At 53.3% G+C, this 21,138-nt stretch carries 18 protein-coding genes, 1 pseudogene and 1 riboswitch; of the genes and pseudogenes, 6 read left to right on the plus strand and 13 right to left on the minus strand.

What is annotated here, in order from left to right:
- Positions 1 to 283: pseudogene (locus ACPLUI_RS01820) on the minus strand (DNA polymerase IV); the annotation flags it as partial.
- A gap of 463 nt (positions 284 to 746) precedes the next feature.
- Here ACPLUI_RS01820 and ACPLUI_RS01825 point away from each other — a divergent pair.
- From ACPLUI_RS01825 to ACPLUI_RS01835, 3 genes are read left to right on the plus strand one after another with little or no spacing between them, the layout of a single operon-like run.
- Positions 747 to 1,115 (plus strand): NifB/NifX family molybdenum-iron cluster-binding protein, encoded by a 369-nt coding sequence (locus ACPLUI_RS01825; RefSeq protein ID WP_424658563.1) that lies wholly within the window; start codon positions 747 to 749, stop codon positions 1,113 to 1,115.
- A 6-nt stretch (positions 1,116 to 1,121) separates the two neighbouring features.
- A complete protein-coding gene (locus ACPLUI_RS01830; protein WP_424658564.1) occupies positions 1,122 to 1,979 on the plus strand; it encodes a P-loop NTPase in 858 nt (285 codons plus the stop codon).
- Positions 1,967 to 2,833 (plus strand): ATP-binding protein, encoded by an 867-nt coding sequence (locus ACPLUI_RS01835; RefSeq protein WP_424658565.1) that lies wholly within the window; start codon positions 1,967 to 1,969, stop codon positions 2,831 to 2,833. Before ACPLUI_RS01830 ends, ACPLUI_RS01835 begins: the two co-directional genes overlap by 13 nt.
- A gap of 188 nt (positions 2,834 to 3,021) precedes the next feature.
- Here ACPLUI_RS01835 and ACPLUI_RS01840 read toward each other — a convergent pair whose 3' ends face one another.
- From ACPLUI_RS01840 to ACPLUI_RS01865, 6 genes are all read right to left on the minus strand, one after another.
- On the minus strand, positions 3,022 to 5,166 hold the full coding sequence (locus ACPLUI_RS01840) for a RelA/SpoT family protein (protein ID WP_424658566.1): 2,145 nt from the start codon (positions 5,164 to 5,166) through the stop codon (positions 3,022 to 3,024).
- A gap of 40 nt (positions 5,167 to 5,206) precedes the next feature.
- Positions 5,207 to 5,725, minus strand: a complete 519-nt coding sequence (locus ACPLUI_RS01845) for an adenine phosphoribosyltransferase (protein ID WP_424658567.1) — start codon at positions 5,723 to 5,725, stop codon at positions 5,207 to 5,209.
- The gene (gene recJ, locus ACPLUI_RS01850; protein WP_424658568.1) at positions 5,716 to 8,310 is read right to left on the minus strand and encodes a single-stranded-DNA-specific exonuclease RecJ; all 2,595 of its coding nucleotides are present in this window, start codon (positions 8,308 to 8,310) and stop codon (positions 5,716 to 5,718) included. The genes ACPLUI_RS01845 and recJ overlap by 10 nt, the downstream gene beginning before the upstream one ends.
- Before the next feature lie 14 nt (positions 8,311 to 8,324).
- On the minus strand, positions 8,325 to 8,534 hold the full coding sequence (locus tag ACPLUI_RS01855; RefSeq protein WP_424658569.1) for a hypothetical protein: 210 nt from the start codon (positions 8,532 to 8,534) through the stop codon (positions 8,325 to 8,327).
- Between the two features lie 185 nt (positions 8,535 to 8,719).
- Positions 8,720 to 10,429 (minus strand): FAD-dependent oxidoreductase, encoded by a 1,710-nt coding sequence (locus tag ACPLUI_RS01860; RefSeq protein ID WP_424658570.1) that lies wholly within the window; start codon positions 10,427 to 10,429, stop codon positions 8,720 to 8,722.
- A 147-nt stretch (positions 10,430 to 10,576) separates the two neighbouring features.
- A complete protein-coding gene (locus ACPLUI_RS01865; protein ID WP_424658571.1) occupies positions 10,577 to 10,855 on the minus strand; it encodes an acylphosphatase in 279 nt (92 codons plus the stop codon).
- A 262-nt stretch (positions 10,856 to 11,117) separates the two neighbouring features.
- Here ACPLUI_RS01865 and ACPLUI_RS01870 point away from each other — a divergent pair, with 262 nt between their 5' ends.
- Positions 11,118 to 11,453 carry a hypothetical protein gene (locus ACPLUI_RS01870; protein ID WP_424658572.1) on the plus strand — a complete coding sequence of 112 codons (336 nt, stop codon included), beginning with the start codon at positions 11,118 to 11,120 and terminating at the stop codon, positions 11,451 to 11,453.
- A gap of 18 nt (positions 11,454 to 11,471) precedes the next feature.
- On the opposite strand, the gene ACPLUI_RS01875 is transcribed toward ACPLUI_RS01870, so the two are convergent.
- On the minus strand, positions 11,472 to 11,666 hold the full coding sequence (locus ACPLUI_RS01875; RefSeq protein ID WP_424658573.1) for a DUF6485 family protein: 195 nt from the start codon (positions 11,664 to 11,666) through the stop codon (positions 11,472 to 11,474).
- A gap of 281 nt (positions 11,667 to 11,947) precedes the next feature.
- The gene (locus ACPLUI_RS01880) at positions 11,948 to 13,504 is read right to left on the minus strand and encodes a methyl-accepting chemotaxis protein (RefSeq protein WP_424658574.1); all 1,557 of its coding nucleotides are present in this window, start codon (positions 13,502 to 13,504) and stop codon (positions 11,948 to 11,950) included.
- 70 nt (positions 13,505 to 13,574) lie between these two features.
- Positions 13,575 to 13,664, minus strand: a riboswitch (cyclic di-GMP riboswitch).
- Between the two features lie 267 nt (positions 13,665 to 13,931).
- Between ACPLUI_RS01880 and ACPLUI_RS01885 the strand changes: the two genes are divergently transcribed.
- Positions 13,932 to 15,467 carry a YifB family Mg chelatase-like AAA ATPase gene (locus ACPLUI_RS01885; RefSeq protein WP_424658575.1) on the plus strand — a complete coding sequence of 512 codons (1,536 nt, stop codon included), beginning with the start codon at positions 13,932 to 13,934 and terminating at the stop codon, positions 15,465 to 15,467.
- 139 nt (positions 15,468 to 15,606) lie between these two features.
- Here ACPLUI_RS01885 and ACPLUI_RS01890 read toward each other — a convergent pair whose 3' ends face one another.
- Positions 15,607 to 16,839, minus strand: coding sequence for a (Fe-S)-binding protein (locus tag ACPLUI_RS01890; RefSeq protein ID WP_424658576.1), 1,233 nt, complete (start codon positions 16,837 to 16,839; stop codon positions 15,607 to 15,609).
- A gap of 317 nt (positions 16,840 to 17,156) precedes the next feature.
- Between ACPLUI_RS01890 and ACPLUI_RS01895 the strand changes: the two genes are divergently transcribed.
- Positions 17,157 to 17,771: a hypothetical protein gene (locus tag ACPLUI_RS01895; protein ID WP_424658577.1), complete on the plus strand. Its 615-nt coding sequence runs from the start codon at positions 17,157 to 17,159 to the stop codon at positions 17,769 to 17,771.
- A gap of 23 nt (positions 17,772 to 17,794) precedes the next feature.
- On the opposite strand, the gene ACPLUI_RS01900 is transcribed toward ACPLUI_RS01895, so the two are convergent.
- From ACPLUI_RS01900 to ACPLUI_RS01910, 3 genes are all read right to left on the minus strand, one after another.
- On the minus strand, positions 17,795 to 18,553 hold the full coding sequence (locus ACPLUI_RS01900; RefSeq protein ID WP_424658578.1) for an acyl-CoA dehydratase activase: 759 nt from the start codon (positions 18,551 to 18,553) through the stop codon (positions 17,795 to 17,797).
- A 27-nt stretch (positions 18,554 to 18,580) separates the two neighbouring features.
- Positions 18,581 to 19,852 carry a double-cubane-cluster-containing anaerobic reductase gene (locus ACPLUI_RS01905; protein ID WP_424658579.1) on the minus strand — a complete coding sequence of 424 codons (1,272 nt, stop codon included), beginning with the start codon at positions 19,850 to 19,852 and terminating at the stop codon, positions 18,581 to 18,583.
- Positions 19,853 to 19,963: 111 nt separating this feature from the next.
- Entirely contained in the window at positions 19,964 to 20,914 is a 951-nt protein-coding gene (locus tag ACPLUI_RS01910) for a glycosyl hydrolase family 18 protein (protein WP_424658580.1), read from the minus strand.
- Between the last annotated feature and the right edge of the window lie 224 nt (positions 20,915 to 21,138).

The raw sequence follows: 21,138 nt of genomic DNA on the forward strand, positions 1-21,138 counted from the left end.
AAGGCGTGAAGTCCCGCATGATGCGCAGGATGTGGGTGGAAAACTGTACGTAAAGGTGGTACTGAGGCTTCAAAAAGATGCCTTCCGGGCATAACTTCCGCGCTTCGTACACGGTTATACCCGTCTTCACGCCCCTGGCCTTGGCCTCGTAACTGGCCGCCAGCACCACCCCGTGGCGTTTGGCCGGGTCGCCGCCCACGATGACCGGCTTATCTCTCAGAGCTGGGTCCAGCGCCTGGTGAACGCTGGCAAAAAAGGAGTTCATGTCGGCAAGGAGGACCACCCTCTCCAAAACAAAAACCCCCTTGAACAAAAACAAGTGTTTGGTAACATCTTAAACCAAACATTTGTTTGTGTCAAGGAGGGCTGCTTAATATATTTAGAAAAACGGTCAGATATCCGCAGGGTCTAAAAGGAGAAGAAATCATCTCTCGAGCCGCATGCTTACCATAGCAAACGCTTACGAAGCTATGACTGCCGACCGGCCCGGCCAAAAAGTCACGTCCGCAGAGGAAGCGATGACAGAACTCAGGTAAGGGGCAGGAACCCGGTTCGACCCTCACCTGGTGGAAATTTTCTTTAAAATGCTGTGAAACTATAGTGGCAAATGTCTAATCTGATCCTGTCAGCGCCTGCCTTGCCGAACAATTACCAGAATACCACTCTCCATTTTTATTGTTGACATTGGTCAATAATTGGATTAAAATTATTTGTGGACTATAGCTCGTTATAGGGAGGAATATCCAATGAAGGTGGCTGTTTGCGCTCAGGATAACCATCTTGACGCCCGGGTAGACCCTCGCTTTGGACGCTGCCCGTATTTCGTCGTGGTGAACCTGGACAGCGGAGACTGGGAAGCAATACAAAACACAGGGATACATTCCAGTGGGGGTGCCGGCGTGCACACAGCACAGTTACTGGTCAACCGGGGTATCAATGCGGTGCTGGTGGACAGGATTGGACCCAATGCCATTGAAGTGCTCAACAGGGCGGGAATCCAGACATATGGCGGGATACACGGGACGGTAAGACAGAGCATTGAGGCTTACCGCCAGGGAAAGCTGCCTCGCCTGAGCCAGCCCAACTCCTCCAGTCACGGTCTGGGAAGGGGCTAGAATTTTATGATCATCGCAGTAGCCAGCGGCAAGGGGGGCACAGGTAAAACCACTGTGGCAAGCAGCCTGGCCCTGGTGGCGGCAGAAAAAGGAGAAGTGAGGTTCCTGGACTGTGACGTGGAAGAACCCAACGGGCACATCATGCTTAAGCCGTGCTGGTACAAAAAAGAAACAGTGCGGGTCCCAGTCCCGGTAATCAGCCGGGAAAAATGCACCTTATGCGGCAGGTGTGCGGAGGTGTGCGCCTTCCATGCCCTGGCAGTGCTCCCCCAGGAGGTTATGCTTTTCCCCACCATGTGCCACAGCTGTGGAGGGTGCTGGCAACTATGCCCGTCAGGAGCCATTTCTCCCGGATGGCGGGAAATAGGGCAGGTCGAAGAAGGCACAAGAGGGGAAATTTATTTTGTTCACGGCCGGCTAAATGTGGGTGAAGCCATCAGCCCTCCTCTCATAGAGGCAGTGAAGGAGCGGATTCAACCAGGCGTGTTGAACATAATTGATGCACCACCGGGAACGTCCTGCCCGGTACTCCGCGCAGTGAAAGGAGCCGACTTTTGCCTCCTGGTTACTGAACCCACACCTTTCGGGCTTCATGACTTGAAACTGGCGTATGAGATGGCTGTCAAGCTGGGAGTGCCCTGTGGAGTGGCTGTTAACCGTTCAGATGGAAAGGATAGCCTTATAAGTCAGTTCTGCTACGATAATAACATTCCCTTGCTTTTCCAGCTGCCCCAGGACCGGGAAGTAGCCAGAGGATATGCCAGGGGTATTCCTGCAGTGGAAATGCGTCCAGAATGGAAGGAACGCTTCCTGGCCTTGCTGGCCTTTTTAGAAAAAGGGGGGTATGCCCGGTGCGCGAAATAGTGGTACTCAGTGGGAAAGGGGGCACGGGTAAAACCACCGTTAGCGGGAGCCTGGCCGTGCTCGCTTCCGACAAGGTGATGGCGGACTGTGATGTTGACGCAGCAAACCTGCATTTGCTTCTGGAGCCTGCGGTATACTCCTCTGTACCCTTTTATGGATTAAAAAAAGCCGCTATTAACAAAGACAAATGCCTGGAGTGTAACCGGTGCATACATTTATGCCGTTATGGCGCCATTGGTCCCGGATTTGTCGTAGACCCGGGTCTCTGTGAGGGATGCACCGTTTGTTACCATGTCTGCCCCTGCGGGGCAGTGGAAATGGTAGAGCATGTGGCCGGGCATTTATTCCTGTCCGATACGCGCTACGGTCCCCTTGTCTACGCCCGGCTGGGTATAGCTGAAGATAATTCGGGGAAACTGGTAGCAGCAGTACGTAAGGAAGCCCGCCGTGTCGCAGAGAAAGAAAATAGAGAGCTGATCATTACCGATGGCCCGCCGGGAATAGGCTGCCCGGCAATTTCTTGCCTGTCGGGAGCGGACCTGGTCCTGGTGGTAACCGAACCCACCCTTTCCGGAAGACACGACCTGGAACGGATCCTGGAACTGACAAAACATTTCGGGTGCCGGGCCGTAGTTTGTATCAATAAGTGGGACCTGGAACTTGAAAACAGCCGGGCGCTGGAGTCACTCTGCAAGAGGTATGCCGTCCCACTGGTAGGACGTCTGCCCTACGACGAAAGTGTGATGGAGGCGGTCAAAAGCGGCCGGCCGGTTATCCAGGAATGTTCCCCTCCCATGGAAGAAGGCATACTGGCTCTGTGGGATGAGATTAAAGCCATGCTAAAATTGAGCTAACCTCGGAGCGTTTTCTTTTTCCCGGCCCAGACTTCTCCCCAGTCGCACCCCTCGCAGAAAGCCGCCAGCCACTCTCTGGACAGAGCCATCACTCTGGCTTTTATTTCATGCCAGTGCATGATAATGCAGCCCTGGATAGCGTGACCTACCCTCGTGAGCTTGATCAGAGGCCATCAAGTTAGCGCCTTTTAGCTGGTGCGCCTGACTTCGTATATATCCTTGACCCGGTTAATGCGATTGATGATTAAGTCGAGCTGCTCCTTGCTCCTCATTTCCAACAGCAAATCAATAACCGCCTGCCGGTTTTTAAGCCCGCGGGCATTGACCCAGTTGGCATTGATCTTGAGTTCGCTCAGGATAGCCATGACATCGCTCAACAACCCGGCACGGTCCATACCGGAAACCTCCAGCCTGACCAGGAAGGGAGACTGGAAATCACCCTCCCAGGCAACTTCCACAAGCCGGTCCTTTTCACCCTGCTGAAAGAGAGCCACATTGCGGCAGTCCACCCGGTGAATGGACACTCCCCTCCCCCGGGTAATGTAGCCGATAATAGGGTCTCCGGGTATGGGGTTGCAACAATGGGCCAGCCGGGTGAGGAGGTTGCCAATGCCTTTAACCCGGATCCCCTGGGCAGATCCGGAGTCCTGGTGTTTTACCCTGGCAGGCTGGGTTGTTCCGGATGGAACCTTTGGCGTTTTGATTTCTTCCCTGAGGCGGTTTATGACCGCCTGGGCGGTAAGGGTACCGTCACCTACGGCAGCATACACATCTTCGATGGTGGCCAGGTTGAACCGCCGCCCGAACTGCAGAACCTTTTCCCCTTTAAGTAACTCCACGTCCACACCCTGCTTACGGGCCTCGCGTTCGAGAGCCTCCCGCCCTTTAATGACGTTTTCTTCCCGCTGTTCCTTTTTAAACCACTGACGGATGCGGTTCTTGGCATGGGAGGTCTTGACCACATTAAGCCAGTCACGGCTGGGTCCCACGGTATTTTTGGATGTGAGAATCTCGACAATGTCCCCGTTTTTCAACTGATAGTCAAGGGGTACGATACGCCCGTTGACCCTGGCCCCCACGCAACGGTGTCCTACCTCCGTGTGCACCCGGTAGGCAAAATCAATGGGAACCGATCCCGCCGGAAGTTCCACCACATCTCCCTTCGGCGTAAAGACAAAGACCGAATCGGAGAACAGGTCGATCTTTAAGCTTTCCATAAATTCCCTGGCATCCCGGAGTTCCCGCTGCCATTCAAGAACCTGCCGTAACCAGGCCAGCTTTTGATCCAGCTCCCGGTCCGTTTTACCCCCTTCCTTGTACCGCCAGTGGGCGGCAATACCGTACTCGGCCGTCCGGTGCATCTCTCGGGTGCGGATCTGAATTTCCAGGGGTTCTCCCTGCGGCCCGATAACAGTAGTATGCAGGGACTGGTACATATTTGATTTGGGCATGGCAATATAGTCTTTAAAACGACCGGGAATGGGCTTCCAGAGGGTATGCACCGTACCCAGAACGGCATAACATTCCCGTATCGACTCTACGACCACCCGTACAGCCAGCACATCGTAAATTTCACCCAGGTCTTTTTGTTGTTTCTGCATTTTGGTATAAATGCTGTACAGATGTTTGGGACGACCCTGGATGTCGGCCATAATACCCACTTCGGCCAGCTTCCGCCGTAAAATCTGAATGGCCCCTCTGATATATTCCTCCCGCTTCCGCCTGGTACGGGATACCCGTTCGGCCAGTTCGTAATACTTTTCGGGCTCCAGGTAGCGGAAAGAAAGGTCTTCCAGTTCCCATTTCAAATGGTATATACCCAGACGGTGGGCCAGGGGAGCATAGATTTCCAGGGTTTCCCTGGCTATTTCCCTTTGTTTCGTTTCATTGTGGTACTTCAAGGTCCGCATGTTATGCAGGCGATCTGCAAGCTTAATCAGGATGACCCTGATGTCCTGGGCCATGGCCAAAAACATTTTACGCAAATTCTCAGCTTGATGCTCCTCTTTGGACCGGTACTCAAGGCGGCTCAACTTTGTCACCCCGTCTACGAGCAAGGCCACCTCATCACCAAAAGCGGTCTTGACTTCCTCCAATGTAACGCTGGTATCTTCCACCACGTCATGGAGCAATCCGGCCACAAGGGTTTGCGAGTCCATCTCCAGGTCCGCCAGAATATGGGCTACAGCCACGGGATGGGTGATGAAAGGTTCTCCGGAAATACGCTTCTGGTCCCGGTGGGCCTGTTCCGCAAAACGGTAAGCCTGGTTCAAAAGGGCTACATCTGCTTGAGGGTTATACAAAATTACCCTGTGTACCAGTTCCTGGAGCATTTACTTTCACTCCTTCAGGGGCCAAGCAAAAACTGTTCCTTTAATAATTATACTGCACCAAGGAGATTGTGTCATAATTTCTTAGTTTAACCCGGCCCCCAAGCCCGGTCAATTCAATTAAAAAGACTGCCCCCACCACTTCTGCTCCCAGCTCCTCGACCAGCCGGATGGCATTAAACGCAGTACCCCCGGTAGCCAGAAGTTCATCGGCCACCAGCACCTTCTGCCCCGGCCGGATAGCGTCCCGGTGCACTTCCAGGGCATCGCTGCCAAACTCCAGGTCGTAGTGCCAGGTAAACACCTCTCCGGGTAACTGACCAGGTTTACGCAGAAGCACCAGCCCGATTCCAAGGATACAGGCCAGTGGGGCACCGATCATTAAACCGCGGGCTTTGGGACAAACCACCAGTTCCGCCCCCTTGTTTTTGCACTCGGCGGCCAGGGACTGAACAGCATAGCGAAAGGCTTTGCCATCCCGTAACAAGGGGGTGATATCCTTATAACTGATTCCTTCCCGGGGGTAGTCCGGAATGACACGGATTTTTTGTTTCAGGTCCATTTCTTTACCACCTCCTGATCTGTTAAATACCCGGAAACAATTTCACGAATGGAGACCTCCAGGGCGTGTTTCTGCCAGGCAAGGGCCTCTCTCTTTAATTGGTGCAAAAGACGGTAAGTGGGGGAGGAGTCCAGGGACAGCTTCTGCCCGCACCGGGGACGCAAAGAAACAGGCCATGAACTTCCCGGAGGTGACAACTCCACCAGGCCCAGCTCCAAAAAGACTCTCAAACCCAATCCCACTGTGAAATCCTGCACCCAGGGACAGCCGCTGCGACGCAACAACCCGGCCATCTGCCGGCAAAAACTACCCCCACCCGGTTTTACCGGTTCAGGCTCCCGGCCTGCCGGGCAAACACCTTTCCCCCTGGTGACCCTGTGTAAAAGGGCATACAACCTGGCCAGAGGAGTTCTGTCGGGAGCCAGGGCCTCCAGGTAAAAACGGGCCTCCCTCAAATCTTCCGGACCAAAAGGCAGCCAGAGGGACCGGGCTTCCCCCACCAGCGCTGCCGCCAGCAGCAGGTCCCACTCCTCCCGGTGGTAGGGCAGGTTATAAACCACCAGGTGGTCGGTCCCGGCACCGGCCAGAGAAGGAGCCAGAGCCGGCGTGGTCAGCAGCACGTTGAGCTTCCCACGGGCAAAAAGTTCGCGCAACATCTCCTGGTGCTCGTGGTTAAGCCAGGGGTGGCAAAAAGCCACCTGCCTCCCGGACCCGGAACAAACCCGGCGCAGGTAAAAGGCCAGCTCTACCGTACGGTGGGCCGCGCCGACCACCACCAGGAGACGTTGCCCGGCATCGGCCAGCCCGGCCAGCCAGGATGGACGGGCAGATTGCCTCCGTAAATCTACTATATGGAAGGGAAGTTGTGTACTCTGCTGCAGTGTGCCGGTCCTCTCTCCAGCAGAGCAGGCAATCCGGGGGAAAGAAGAGGTCACCGGGCAAGGAGTTGCATACTGGTCCGGGCTGCTATAAAATTTCAGGACTCCTGCCGGAGAAACGGACGTTTTTTGCTCATATTCCGCCAGTTTACGCTGGATAAATTCAGGCAAAAAGAAAGAGATACCCTTCCCGAAAGATTCTTTTGCCCCGTTATAGAGATTAACAAGAAACTCATCCAGCCCCCGGTCGGGGGATAGGCCGGGTTCTCGCTGTGGTGATACCTCTTCCCATTCTCCCGCTCGCCGCAGAGCCTTTATTTCCAGTTGTACCCGCGCATTTCCATTCCACTGGTCGAGGGCAGGCACAAACGCCAGATCCACAGTTTCCCCCGCACCCAGATTCTCCAGGTAGCCAACGAGATCAAAACCAATGCTGTCCCGTACCGTTCCCCTCTCCCGCACCAGCAATTTCAAGTGGCGGCCCTCCCGTCCCACTTCCCGGCAATTAATTACTGTCACTCCGCAACATGCCAGCAAAGGCTCGGGATTGCCGTGGCCGTAAGGATTCAGGCTGTCAAGTTCAGTTACTACTTCATAGGGAATATCTTCCAGAGAGACCAGGGCATCTATCTCAAGCCCGGGCAGCAACAAGTCCGGGGAGATAACGGCGGCAGCATAATCATTAATGGCTTTTCTTAAGGCATCCACGCGATCGGCGGCTATGGTGAAACCCGCCGCACCTTCGTGCCCCCCGAAGGCGAGCAAATGCTCTCTGCAGGAAGATAAAGCCTGGTACAGGTGAAAACCGGGAATACTACGGCCGGAACCCTTACCCTGGCCGCCATCCAGGGAGATCAGCAACACGGGCCGGTATAAAATTTCAACCAGCCTGGAGGCCACAATACCGAGCACACCCGGATGCCAGCCGTGAGAAGCCAGAACTACCACCAGATCCCGGGCACCTCCCAGGGCATCCAGCATACCCAGAGCCTCCGCCAGGACCCGTGACTCCACCTGCTGGCGCTCCCGGTTCTCCCGGTCCAGTTGTGCCGCCAGCTCCCCGGCCCGTACCGGATCCCGGCAAAGCAGGAGTTCTACCGCCACCCGGCAGTCACCCATGCGACCGGCAGCATTCAACCGCGGGGCCAGGACGAACCCCACCTCCCTGGTGCCCATTTTTTCAGCCTTCACTCCGCTCAGCTGCATTAAGGCCTGTAACCCGGGATTGGGGGTAGCCGCCAGTTTGGGTAAACCATGTTTGACCAGAAGGCGATTTTCCCCGGTGAGGGGTACAATGTCGGCAACCGTTCCCAGACAGGCCAGGTCAAGGTAATCATACCAGGCAGTTTCCCCCTCACCGGCAGCCTGCAAAAGCACCTGTGCCAGCCTCAAGGCCACCCCTACTCCGGCAAGTTCCTTAAAGGGATAGGTGGAATCTCTTCGCTGAGGATTAATTACCGCCAGAGCGGGTGGAATTTCCTCCGGCACCTGGTGGTGATCGGTGATAATGATCTCCGGCCCGCCAGACCTGTTTGCTGCTTCCACCTCCTTCTTTGCGCTGATACCGCAGTCCACGGTGATGAGGAGATCCACCCCCGCCTGCCGGGCCCGGTGCAAAGCATCTTCATGCAGGCCGTAACCCTGAGTCAAACGGTGGGGTATGTAATAATCCACCCGGGCACCCAACCGCTCCAGAACCTTAACCATAAGAGCAGTGGCTGTTATACCATCCGCATCATAATCTCCGTAAACAGGATGTTTTCCCGGCTTTTGACGGCCGCCAAAATTCTGGCTACAGCCCGGTGCATGTCCGGAAGCAGGTATGGATCTCCCATATGATTTAAGTTACCCTTGAGAAAAAGCCGGGCATCTTCAACTGTCAAAACTCCCCGGTTAACCAGTAGACGGGCAAGCAGCGGTGAAATACCCAATTCCCGGGACAAGATCTCCTGTATAACCGGCTCCTCTTTTCTGACACGCCAGACCCTATGTTTTACCATTTTCTGCATGATTTCAACCTCAAGTAGATTATAAATGAACACAAGCAGGGCTGGCAACGGAAAGATTAAGGCGCCCGGATGAGAAGACAACCGGGCGCCTGTATTTGTTTACAATTTTATGACGGACGCGGGCCGGTATCCAGCTCAAAAGGCCAGGCGGCAATGCCTCCTTCAAAGAAACTCACGTTTGTAAAGCCCAGGCTTTCCAGAATGGTCTGGGCCTCCCAACCCCGCAGGCTTACCTTGCAAAAAACAACGATTTCCCGGTCTTGAGGCAGTTCTTTGGCCCGTTCCCGCAGTTTGCCCAGGGGTATGAATACCACATTGGGATAGGGCAGGCGTATTTCATTAAACTCCGCCGGGGTACGCACATCCAGAAGCACAAAATCCTCCCCGGCCTTAAGGCGTCTCTTTACTTCGAGAGGATTAATGGATTTGGCCCGCCCGTCAAGCTTGTTGCGCAGGCAATTGGCGGCGTGGGTAAGAGGATCGAGAGCGGTGGAAAAGGGCGGCGCGTACGCCAGGTCGAAAGAAGCCAGCTGATCCACTGTCGCACCCATGCTCAGAGCCGCCACCACCACGTCCAGACGTTTATCGACATCCCCCGGCCCCAGGATTTGTGCCCCCAGAAGCTTACGGGTGGAAGCATCGGCCACCAGTTTGACGATAATGGGCTTGCTCCCCGGGTAGAAATGGGCGCGGTCGGGTGCAGGGCAGATGAAGGACTGCACATTGTAACCCAGGCGGCGGGCTTCATTTTCGGAAAGCCCCGTACGTCCAATGTTCATCTCAAAAACTTTGAGAATGGCTGTTCCTAAAACGCCGGGGAAAATATCCCGGCCTCCGGTCGCGTTATTACCAATTACGCGGCCGTGCCGGTTGGCCACAGAGCCCATAGGGGTATACACCGGCCGGCCGGAAATGAGATGGATGTTTTCCACACAGTCCCCACCGGCATAAATATCCGGGTCGGAAGTCTGTAAATACTCATTTACCTTAATGGCTCCCGTTTCACCCAGTTCGAGCCCCGCTTCCCGGGCCAGTTCCACCCGCGGTTTCACTCCTGCTGCCACAACCACCAGGTCCGCGTCCAATGAGCCGGCGGTGGTAATGACCCGGGCCACGGCACCATCCCCATTTCCTTCAATGCGTTCCACCCTGCTCCCCAGGACTAGTTGCACTCCTTTGCCGCGCAAAAACCTCTCTACAAGAATGCACAGCTCCGGGTCCAGGAGAGTTGATAATACATGGTCCATCATCTCCACGATGGTGACCGCGGCTTTTGCTCCCAGGACATCGGCCAGTTCCAGCCCGATTAAGCCCCCGCCAACAATAACCACCCGGCGGGAACCCTGTTCAACGGCCTTGCGGACAACCAGGGCTTCTTCAAGACTCCCCAGCGTGTATACACCGGCCAGATCCATGCCGGGAAGGGGTGGCCGAACCGGTTTACTGCCGGTAGCCAGGACCAGCTTATCGTAAGGAAGGTCGTATGTTTCATGAGTTGCAAGGTTGGTTACGCGAACGATTTTATTTTTCCGGTCGATGGCTTCAGCCCTGGTACCGGTCAGTACGTTAATATCCTTGACATTGCGGAAAAAGCCTGCGTCCCGGACCACTCCTGCCGTCGTAGCCATTAATTCCTCATGCTTTTCTACCATACCTCCAACGTAAAAAGGCATGCCGCAACCGGCATAGGAAAGAAAACTTCCTTCTTCAATGATAGTTATTTCTGCCCCCGGATCGCAGCGCCTAGCCCGGGCAGCTGCTTTGGGCCCTGCAGCCACACCTCCGATTATTAGTATTTTCTTCCTTCTCTTACTCATGGTTGTTCCCCCTTCACTACCATTGAACACTTATTTAAACAATGTATTGTTATTTCGCGATAATACGATAGATTCCTCTTTCCGACGATAAGAAAAAAATGCGTAAAACAAAAAAGCTCCCGCATAAAACAAGGAACTTTTGAAAATCTACACCGTAGCAGCAATGGTAAAACCAGGGAACTCACCCCGGTAAGGTTCATCGATCACTTCTATTTTTTCCACCCTGGAATGAGGCGACCCTTCCCGGCACCAGCTCAACATCTGCTCCACTGCCTCATCTTCGCCTTCAAAGACTGCCTCCACGCGGCCGTCTTTGAGGTTGCGAACCCACCCGGTTACCCCAAGTTTAACAGCCGTCTCCCGCGTGTAAACACGGAACGCCACACCCTGGACTTTACCGCTGATATAAACGCGCTTGCGCAGCACAAAATCACACCCCTTTTCTGTCAAGCCGGTTATTCCAGCACTCCACTGCAAGGTAGCAATGAGTATACCTCCAGGTACACATCATCAAAGACCCGCATAGTATACAGCAAAGCGAACCAAAGGCTCAAGGCATCACCCGCTCTTACACCAGGCGCGATTTAGCTCCGGCCCGCTCCATGGGTGGTTGATCCGGCTTCCTGCCTCAAGAACCGGCCCCAACCATTCCAGCAGGGGATTAAAATGACAAAAGGAGGGAACCCCCATGCCCGAACCACCCCGTGATTTTTTCACAGTGGAAAACTTAAGCACCTTCGGCGAGCTCGTTCTTTTCGTTTCCATAGTTACCGCCCTGCTAAAAACCCCCATCAAGGAACGATGGGGAGACTGGGCGGTCCGCCCGCTGGCCATTGCGGTAGCTTTTTTAGCCCAGCTGTTTGTGGTGACCGTCCGGGGAACCTTGAGCCTGGAAACGGTGGGACTCGCGCTGGTAAATGCCTTTATAGTGGCAGCAGCAGCCAGTGGCACCCATGAATACATCTCGGACCCCCTGGCCAGAAAAAAACGACCCGCGGAAATGGGGTTGCTCAAAAGGGAATAGGGATGGAAACCTGCTTTTTCAGCCGCGGTGACACTGGATAAAACGGCGAACAGAACGGTCATAAGTCTTTTCAATTTCCGGAGGGAAGAAACAACCAGGCAGCTCGTTATGTTTACGGTGATAGGCAACACACTCACAGCATTTTCCTTTCCGGGGACAGGGTTCATAAGTGCAGGTGCATTGAGCTTTATTTTTTTCCACATGACATTCCATGCGCGGGACCTCCCCTCGAACTTTATATATTGCTTTATTTTTCTTTATTTTTTATTCTTATTCTACCGGCGGATACTTACTCTTACGCCCATTTTACATAAAACAGTGCGCGAGCTACTTTTTACCAGGCAACTCACTTTCAATAATTATCTTATCCTATGGAGACTTATCTGGCAATCCTGAAACAAAACAGTCCGGCCCGATATCACATTAACTACCTGGACGGCAGCCGTCCCCCGTACAGGGGCGGCAGCCGCCATAGTTGATCCTGACATGTAGTGCTAGATCTTAAACTTACCGACCAGGAGTTGCAGCTTGTGGGCAAGCGCAGCCAATTCCTGAGTAGAAGAGGTAATCTGCTGAATTGTTGCCGAAATCTGTTCAGCACTGGCAGCAAGCTGCTGCGTACCATCGCTGGTTTGTTTAGCTCCTTCAGTGATTTCCTCAACCAGGGCCACACTCTTGCCAATAGCTTCCTCTATGTTTTTCAGCGCCTCACCCGCTCCGGATGCAATTGCTACGCCTTCCTGTACTTCCCTGGCCCCCTCTTCCATGGCCCTGATAGCCTCTCCCACCCCGGACTGTACCTGGGCTATCAACTGGCCGATTTCTCTGGCAGCACTGGCGGATTGCTCGGCAAGTTTCCTCACTTCCTCGGCTACAACAGCAAAACCGCGCCCCTGCTCACCCGCCCGTGCGGCTTCAATGGCCGCGTTCAAGGCAAGCAGGTTGGTTTGATCGGCGATACCCGTGATGGTATTGGTAATGTTTTCTATGCGTGCCGAAAGGTCGCCCAACTGCTGGATCGCCTGGTTTACACGTCCGGCCGTTACCGCAATGGCATTGATCTTATCTACCGTTTGTTTAATAGTTTGTCCACCAGTTTGCGCTACCTCAGCAACACGCTTCGACTCCGCAGCCGCCAGGCTAGCATTGTCCAGGCCTTTTTCGGCTGTGGCCGCCACCTCGCCAGTGGCACTGGCCACCTCTTCCACGGTAGCACTAATTTCCTCGGAAGATGAAGCTACCTCCTCACTTCTAGAGGTCAAGGTTTCAGCCGCAGAAGCTATTTCACCGACCAGTTCCTTTAACTGTTCGCGCGTTCGCTCTACTGCAACGGCCAGGTTACCCAGTTCGTCCTGAACCTTTACACATACCGGCTGGGTAAAGTCGCCGCCGGCAATCCGCTGGACAGCTTGCATGATGGTTTTAACGGGGCCGGTTATCGACCTGGTAATAAAAAAGGCCAAACAGATGCTCAACAACAGGGCAATTGAGCTGAGGATCAAGACCGTTTGTCTACCGCTCCTGCCTTCACCGACTGCACGTTCGATCAGAGACTTGCTCTTCCCCTCATTTTCGATAATCAGCCGGTTTAACAGGCTGCTTATTTCAGCATTTATGGGAGCGATAGTCTTCCCTTCAGCTATAGCCTCCTGAGTTTTTCCTTCCTTGATCAGAGGTACGATACTCTGGCTGGCCTTTTGATCGTAATAATTTAATTTTTCCAGAACCCGTTCAAAGTTTTCTTTATTCTGAGCCGAAACATTCCGGAGGCGTTCTTCAAGCAGCTTTCTTGTCAGATCCATCTGCTGACGGTACTCGTCAAGATACCTGTCACTGCCGTAGACCATGAAACCGCGCATGGCATACATGGCATTGGTATAAGCGATCTGTATCCGGTAATCCAGACTGATGCGCTGGAAGCGTACTTCAATGTCATCCAGGTTTTTGTTCGTCTTATTGACCACGTTTACCCCTTCGCCCGCAATAAAAGCCAGAAAGAGCAAGAGAATGACAAAGCCACCACCGATCCTGGCACCTACGGAAAACTTCATGTGTTGATTTCCCTCCTATTTGCACAAAAAATAGCAGGGAGAAAATTGTACCTCCCTGCGGCAACTGTTCCCATGCAACCCAGCCGTCATGGTTCCCATGAGGAACTTTAGACCTGTGGTTTTGCGTCCCCGGCTTTCGCCGGGTTTGCCCGCCGGGAAGTTAAAAGACTTTTAAAAGGCTTAATACGTTATTCGACAATTATTTCGGGTTTCCTTCTTTTTCCCGCTAAAAACAAAAATACCTGCAGCGTCTGCAGCCCCAGCCATGTGGGCATTTCTTTTCTGCTGGCTCCCCGGTGGAATTTGCTGATGATATCAAAAGCTGCTTATGTAAAAATTTGTCCTGATAACAGGAGGAACTATTTGCTCAACTGGCGAAACATGACACCAGGTGTTTCTTCTCTTCAATGCTACGGAGGACTTGTTCATGCTCGCCATTGTGAAAAGTACGGCTCTTTATGGACTGAACGGGCAGGTGGTACAGGTAGAGGTTGATGTAAGTAACGGGCTGCCTTGTTTTGACCTGGTCGGGTTGCCTGATCTGGCCTGCCGGGAATCCCGGGACCGGGTACGTGCTGCCATGAAAAACTCCGGCTTTGAATTCCCGGTCCGGCGCATTACGGTGAACCTGGCTCCAGCCGACCTGCGTAAGGAGGGTCCCCTTTACGACCTGCCCATCGCCGTGGGTATCCTTGCCGCAACCGGGCAACTGGCTCAATCTGTAGTTGACCGCTATGTGTTTCTTGGTGAGCTTTCCTTGAACGGACAGGTGCGGGGGGTGACTGGCGTGCTGCCCAATGTTCTAACCGTCCGTGAACAGGGGCTGCAGGCGGTTGTGGTCCCCGTGGATAATGCAGCCGAGGCTGCGCTCGTAAAGGATGTACAGGTTTACCCGGTACGGAGTCTTGCAGAGCTTACTCGTTTTTTGCTTGATCAAGAGGAAATTTCACCTTACAAGGTGGACCCCGCGGTGTTGATGAACCAGGATGGCGAAAACGGTGCGGACATGGCCGATGTGCGCGGCCAGGCTGCGGCCCGCCGGGCGCTGGAAGTGGCGGCAGCCGGGGGACACAACCTGCTTATGGTGGGGACTCCCGGTTCGGGTAAAACCATGCTGGCCCGGAGGCTGCCGGGTATATTACCTGACCTTACATTTGAAGAAGCTCTCGAGATCACTAAAATTTACAGCCTGGCAGGTTTTTTGAAGCCGGGAGAGCCTCTGGTTACCCGGAGGCCTTTTCGCTCGCCCCATCACAGTGCTTCGGCGGTAGGTCTGGTCGGAGGCGGACGCCATCCCCGTCCCGGAGAAATCAGCCTTGCCCATCATGGCATTCTTTTTCTGGACGAGCTACCGGAATTCCACCGGGATGTGCTGGAAGCTTTACGCCAGCCCCTGGAAGATGGAGTGGTAACCATCTCCAGGGTCAGTGGTGCGGTAACCTATCCCGCCAGTTTGATGCTTGTGGCTGCAGCCAATCCGTGCCCGTGCGGTTATCTTGGCGATCCCACCCGTGAATGTACCTGCACTCCCTATCAGGTGCAGCGTTATCTGGGCCGCATTTCGGGTCCCCTGCTGGACCGCATTGATATCCACCTGGAGGTTTCGAGGGTGGATTATGAAGACCTGGCCCGCCGGGAGCCGGGCGAATCTTCTGCAGAGATCAAAAAAAGAGTGGAAAAGGCCAGGACCCTACAGCGGCAGCGTTTTAGTTCTGCGGAGATGACCTGTAATGCCCGCATGACCCCGGCCCAGGTACGCCGTTATTGTTCCCTCAGCCGTGAGGCCCGCTCGTTATTTTCATCCGTTTTCCGCCAGTTGAACCTGAGTGCCCGTTCCCACGACAGGTTGCTCAAGGTGGCCCGTACCATTGCCGATCTAGACGGGAGCGAGATCATTGAATCCGCACACCTGGCTGAAGCAGTGCAGTACCGTAGCCTGGAGGCAAGGTACTGGCCAGGGTAAACAAAAAGCCTTACTTTCGTAAAACATGGCCGACCGAGCGTTTTGGGGGCCGGGTGGCAATAATAAAAAAATATAAGGACCCTTTTTAACACGCGGGCCCTTATCTTTTCTAACGACACCAGTCACGGGCTTCCTCTAACTACTTTGCTGGAAGAACCAGTGCGTTGCTAACCAGGTGATGGACGTGCGCCAGTTTTGCGTTCAGCTTGTAATATTTAATAATATCGTTAAGCTGGTCCCAGCAGTTATGGCAGGGGGTAACAACTATTTTCGCACCTGTCCTTTCAATCTGCTCAGCCTTTAACTTACCCTTAGCCATACGATAAGGGTAAATATCCTTGCCCATGGATAAAAGACCACCCCCGCCGCCACAACAATAGTTGTATTCCCTATTAGGCCACATCTCCCGAAAATCAAGGCAAGCTTTCTGCAAACAATATCTGGGTTCTTCAACAATTCCCTCCTTGCGGACGGAATTACATGGATCATGAAAAGTAACTGGCTCAGGATTACGGGTAGGATCGAGCTTGATTCGCCCTTCTTTTATCCACTGTGCCTGAAGTTGAACGAAACTAACCACCGGGTAATCTTTTTTAAGCCAGACCTTCCGTCCCCACATCTGAGCGTGCGTAGCGTGCCCACACTCTGTAACCACTACGACTTTTGCTTTCAAACGTACGTATTCTTCATAGATCCTCTCCAGCAAGAGCCGTGAGGCCTCGTCGTCCCCACTGAAATAAGCGTAGTGGGTAGCATCCCACCAGCGGCTACTGCACGTCCAGTTAGCCCCGGCAGCGTACATGATTTTGAGGATGCTGGCAATATCCTGGGGATAATACTTTATCTCCCGGGGGTCCCAGAGGTAAAGGTAGTCGGCCCCCTCTTTGTCCACTTCAATTTTAATATTAGAGTCGCCCAGCTCATTGGCCGTCTCTTCAGCCATCCACTCCAGGGTTTCCAGGTAATCTTCTTGCGTAACTTCCATCTGGTTACCGGTATTAACCTGGGCGTTCACTACGTTTTGCAGAAAGCCCGGCGCGTACACACCCCGGCTGACCAGCATTCCCCGAACGGTGCGCACAATTCCAGCTATGTCCACGTTCATGGGACACTGCATGGTGCACCGCGCGCACATGGAACAGGTCCAGATAAATTTTGAATTAAAAACTTCTTCTCTCATTCCCAACAAAACCTGACGGATGAAGACACGTGGATCAGCATTATCGTGCAGACCGTTATAGGGACAGCCGGCGCTGCACATGCCGCATGTAAGGCAGTTGGTGAAATCTAACGGATTTTTGTCCGTACAGAACCTCGCCATTATTTCTTCACGAAAAGAAGGGTCGAGCTTCGCCGCCTCGATTGCGCTCAAATTCTACCACCCCTAAAAAGCCTTTTGGTTTACTATATCAATTAAGAATTTAAGTGAGCAATTAGGAAAATAAAACAAATATATAAGTAATGCACAGAATATTTCTTGATATCTTCAATTTTCTTTATATTATACAGATTCAAGTTAAATAATTTAAAGTTTTAAAGTTAAACAATCTTCTGGAAATAGAATTTAATTTAATTAAATACATTGACCCGGTTGGCGAAAGTAGTTGAACAACTGTGGCGGTGGTAAAAAGAACGGCCATATGCTATATTTAAGGAGACAAGTTGCGGTGACAAGGGAGGTTTGCGGTCATGTCTGAAATGCTGGGGAGAATTGAAAAGCCTTCCGTTGCTAATTTTCAGGGGGGTAGAAAAATTTATCTGGTACCTTTAATTTATACCCCCAGGGAGATTCCGGAAGATCTTTCCGTTAAGGTAAACGCTTACTGGCAACAGGTGGAACAGCAACTAAACGGCCTGGAGCATAAAATGGGGCCAATCAAAAAAATTTACCATGAATCCCTGGCTGTCAGTGGGGAGACTGGATTAAGTATAATTGAGAAATTTCACGAGAGAAGTTACCGTATCATTAAGGAAAAGTGTGACCGTGGGGCCAGTCTGGAAGCCACCGAGGACATGGAATTGTTTACAGAAAGCATGGATTGGGGTAATTGCCTGCCGGTAGTTATGAGCCAGAAAACTTTTGATATCATCAGCAAATTCTACCGGGAAGCCAGCGAAAAAAGATTTGCCCACATTTCCCGCCGCATTGATGAATCTCTGAGGGATGGGGAAGCAGGATTGCTTTTTATCAGGGAAGACCACGGGATTCAGCTCCCTGCGGATATCCACGTTTTTTATGTGGCACCCCCGGCACTGGATGACATTCACCGCTGGTTCCGAGAAAAAATGAATAAAAGCAAATAAGCCACGGGTGTTATACCGTGGCTTTAATTTGCCTTTATCCCGTACAGAGCCGCCCCCAGAGCACCGACCAGCTGTGGTGACGGGGGTACCTGCAGATCCACGAGATCCATGCGGCGGGCAAAATATGCGGGCAAGCCGGGGATGGCCGCCACACCGCCGGTGAAAACCACGGGCGGCTTGATGCCCAAACGCAACAGCAGGTTGAGAGTCCGATCGCAAATGGAGTTCAGCACGGCCCGGGCCACGGCCCCCACGGGCTGGCCCGTAGCCAGCAGTGATATCACTTCTGATTCTGCAAAAACGGTACACATGCTGTTTAAAGTTATATCCACATCACTTGTACAGGCAACGGTCACTATTTCTTCGAGAGACAGACCCAACCCCTGGGCCATAACCTCTAGAAACTTACCCGTTCCGGCGGCGCAGCGGTCGTTCATGATGAAGTCCATGACCCGACCCTGTTCGTCCAGCAGGATCACCTTGCTGTCCTGGCCGCCGATATCAAGCACGGTGCGGCACGAAGGGAAAAAATGCCGGGCACCCAGGGCGTGCGCTTTGATCTCTGTGATCAGATCGGTGGCAAAGTCCGCCCGGGCGCCGTGGCGCCCGTAGCCCGTGGCCACCACACGCCGGAATGATGACAGGTCCCCGGCCATCTCCCGGGCACGCTCCAGCGGGCGTGGACCGCTGTCCGCCACTCTACCGGCCAGCAGTTCTCCTTCCTCACTCAGAATAGCAACTGCAATGGTCCGGGAACCAATATCAATTCCCAGTACACACATTCAATTCTTTCATCCTTTCCGGGCCAGCTAGCGTAACATTTCCAGGAAGGCTTCCACCCGGGTGCGCAGTTGACCGGTGTCTTCCTCACTGTAGTCCGTTTCCACTTTCATCACTGGAATACCCCGTTCTTTCAGGGCTTTTTCCACGGCATAATATTCAACCGCATATCCGTGGCAAAATTGCAGGTTATAATAGATGACACCGTCAACACGATAAGCTTCAACCAGGCGGAAAATATCTTCAATACGCCCCGGGTTGGGAGTAAAGCAGGAACAGTTAATTTTTAGGTAACGGTCGGCCAGGGCCTGCAACTGCTCTTCCAGGGTCAATCCGGTTTCATCCACTTGATGCTCGAAAAAGCGGGTACCGGTACAGGTTTCCTCACAGACTACTGCGGCACCAGACGTTTCAATAATGTGGTGCAGCTTCCAGTTGGGAATGGCCATGGGCGTACCGGTTACGAGAATACGCGGAACTCCGGAGGGGAACACTCCCTCCCCACTGGCGATACGTTCCTCGACTTCAGCTGCCAACGCTTCCGTTTTATCAATAAAACGGCGGGGATCATCGTAGAAGCTGACCTGGGTAACCAGCAGAACATCCTTGCCGCTTATGGGTACCGGATCCGCCTTGCGTGCCCGGTAAAGGCGGCCCAGAACCTGACGCAGCCTGTTCTGGAGCTGAATTTCATCCGCCAACTTCTCGGGAGTTACCCGGCAGCCGGTCAACTGTTCGATTTTGGCCAGGAACAACTCCACTTCCCTGCGCCAGGCAGCCAGGTGCTCGGGCCGTTTCATCTGGGGCAGATCCATCACGTAAACGGGAGCATATTCACTCAGGACTTCCCACGCCTTCTTTTTACCGTCACATGTGGTTTCGCCGATTAGCAGGTCGCAGGACTGGAAATAAGGACACGTACCGCTAAGTCGGGCACCCACTGACGCTTTTATCAGTGGACAGAGGTTACGGGGCAAAACTCTTTCCCCGTCGGGAACCCAGAACTGGGAGCCGCCGCACAGGCCGACGGCAACGGCTCCGGCGGCACGAATAATCTCCACGGGTACGAACACGCAAAAGGCCCCGCAAACTTTGCCTCCCTGCCGGCGGTGCTCCACCAGCTCGGCAATCCTCAGGCTATGAATTTCGGCCACCACCAGGTCGAAGTACTCCATGGCCTGCGGGCGGCCCGGTTGCTGAAGGTAAACCTCTTCATAAATTAGAGGCAGAGCAGTGGTCAACCGGTCATGCTTTTCCAGGTCCATTCCCAAATCAGACCACAACTTGCGATAATCAGTCATAAAAAAAGACCTCCTGGTGTTTTGAGGTCTTAATTTCTGTACCGGTTACACAATTCCCTTTATCAAAGTGATTTAATTATTTTATAGGTTAACCCCGGGTAATAACAAAATTTAAAGCGTACCGACCAGAGACCAGATACGGGGGTCCTCAAGGCCCAGACGCCACACACCAATTCCCCGTAAGTTTTCCCGCCGCACCAGGGCCAGTTTGGCGGCAAAGCTGCGGGCATCTTCAAACCACACGATGTGGTGCTCGCCGTCCACCTGGTAGGTGTAGGTCCATTCCTGGGCTTCTTCGTCATAACGGGGGACAACCCCTTGTTCCCTGGCCCGCTCTATGGCCTGCCAGTAGGATAGTGTTTCCGGTATGTTCACCCCTGCGGTCCAATCATAACCGTAAACTGGAATGCCCAGCCGGATTTTTATACGCGGAATTACCGAAAGGGCATAAGTTAAAACCCGCTGCACAAAACCGATGGAAGCAATCGGCCCCGGCACGGCAAAGTGTTCATCATAGGCCAGAAGGTACACCTGATCGCTCACCGCACCCAGTTCCGGGTAGCTGAAAGCCCCGGAAAATGGATGGCGGGGATTGTCTTCCAGCTGGGCCGGTACGGAAATGGTAGTTAAAAACCCTTCCGGCTCCAGGACCTGGTAAAGTTCGGTCATAAATCTTGTTAGATATGGCCGGTCCTCGGGGGGCACAAATTCAAAATCAATATTCACCCCGGCAAACCCGGTGCGCCGGAGCATGTTCAAAATGCTGTTGACCAGTGCCCGGCGCAGGGCATCATCGGTCAACAGGGTGTGAATAAGGGTGCGGTATTGCGGGCTGGCATAGTTATGCACTATAGCCAGAACGGGCAAATTTAAGCGGCGAATGAGGCCCAGGGAGCGGGGGTCGGATTGATCCACAAGTCCGCCTTCCCAGGTCACGCCGTACCAGAAGGGGATCAGGTAAGTAATCAGCCTGCCGTGCTCTTGCAGGCTCTGGAAACCCAAAGGATCGGTTACATAATACCAGTTGTTCTCGAAAGGCTGTTTATAACGAAACGAGTACACCAAAAACCCTCCGTCACTAAATATTTCCTAAACCATGTTATGGGAAATTAAGCCAATATGTGACGGGGGAATTTGATGGGCAGGTTGATAGGCTAAGGAAACGTGACCTGTTATACAAAAGGTAAATCAATCAGGCAAGCCAAAAACCCCCGGGACAACCCGGGGGTAGAGCTAAAAATTTTCCGGCAGCGACCTACTCTCCCAGGGGTAGGCCCCCAAGTACC

Source organism: Desulfofundulus sp., assembly GCF_049701015.1.
Lineage (GTDB): Bacteria > Bacillota > Desulfotomaculia > Desulfotomaculales > Desulfovirgulaceae > Desulfofundulus.

Coding starts and splice junctions, on each gene's coding strand:
- ACPLUI_RS01885 (WP_424658575.1), top strand. CDS start 13,932: ATGCTCGCCATTGTGAAAAGTACGGCTCTTTATGGACTGAACGGGCAG.
- ACPLUI_RS01905 (WP_424658579.1), bottom strand. CDS start 19,852: ATGACTGATTATCGCAAGTTGTGGTCTGATTTGGGAATGGACCTGGAA.
- ACPLUI_RS01870 (WP_424658572.1), top strand. CDS start 11,118: ATGCCCGAACCACCCCGTGATTTTTTCACAGTGGAAAACTTAAGCACC.
- ACPLUI_RS01845 (WP_424658567.1), bottom strand. CDS start 5,725: ATGGACCTGAAACAAAAAATCCGTGTCATTCCGGACTACCCCCGGGAA.
- ACPLUI_RS01830 (WP_424658564.1), top strand. CDS start 1,122: ATGATCATCGCAGTAGCCAGCGGCAAGGGGGGCACAGGTAAAACCACT.
- ACPLUI_RS01875 (WP_424658573.1), bottom strand. CDS start 11,666: ATGGAATGTCATGTGGAAAAAAATAAAGCTCAATGCACCTGCACTTAT.
- ACPLUI_RS01900 (WP_424658578.1), bottom strand. CDS start 18,553: ATGTGTGTACTGGGAATTGATATTGGTTCCCGGACCATTGCAGTTGCT.
- ACPLUI_RS01840 (WP_424658566.1), bottom strand. CDS start 5,166: ATGCTCCAGGAACTGGTACACAGGGTAATTTTGTATAACCCTCAAGCA.
- recJ (WP_424658568.1), bottom strand. CDS start 8,310: ATGGTTAAGGTTCTGGAGCGGTTGGGTGCCCGGGTGGATTATTACATA.
- ACPLUI_RS01895 (WP_424658577.1), top strand. CDS start 17,157: ATGTCTGAAATGCTGGGGAGAATTGAAAAGCCTTCCGTTGCTAATTTT.
- ACPLUI_RS01825 (WP_424658563.1), top strand. CDS start 747: ATGAAGGTGGCTGTTTGCGCTCAGGATAACCATCTTGACGCCCGGGTA.
- ACPLUI_RS01860 (WP_424658570.1), bottom strand. CDS start 10,429: ATGAGTAAGAGAAGGAAGAAAATACTAATAATCGGAGGTGTGGCTGCA.
- ACPLUI_RS01880 (WP_424658574.1), bottom strand. CDS start 13,504: ATGAAGTTTTCCGTAGGTGCCAGGATCGGTGGTGGCTTTGTCATTCTC.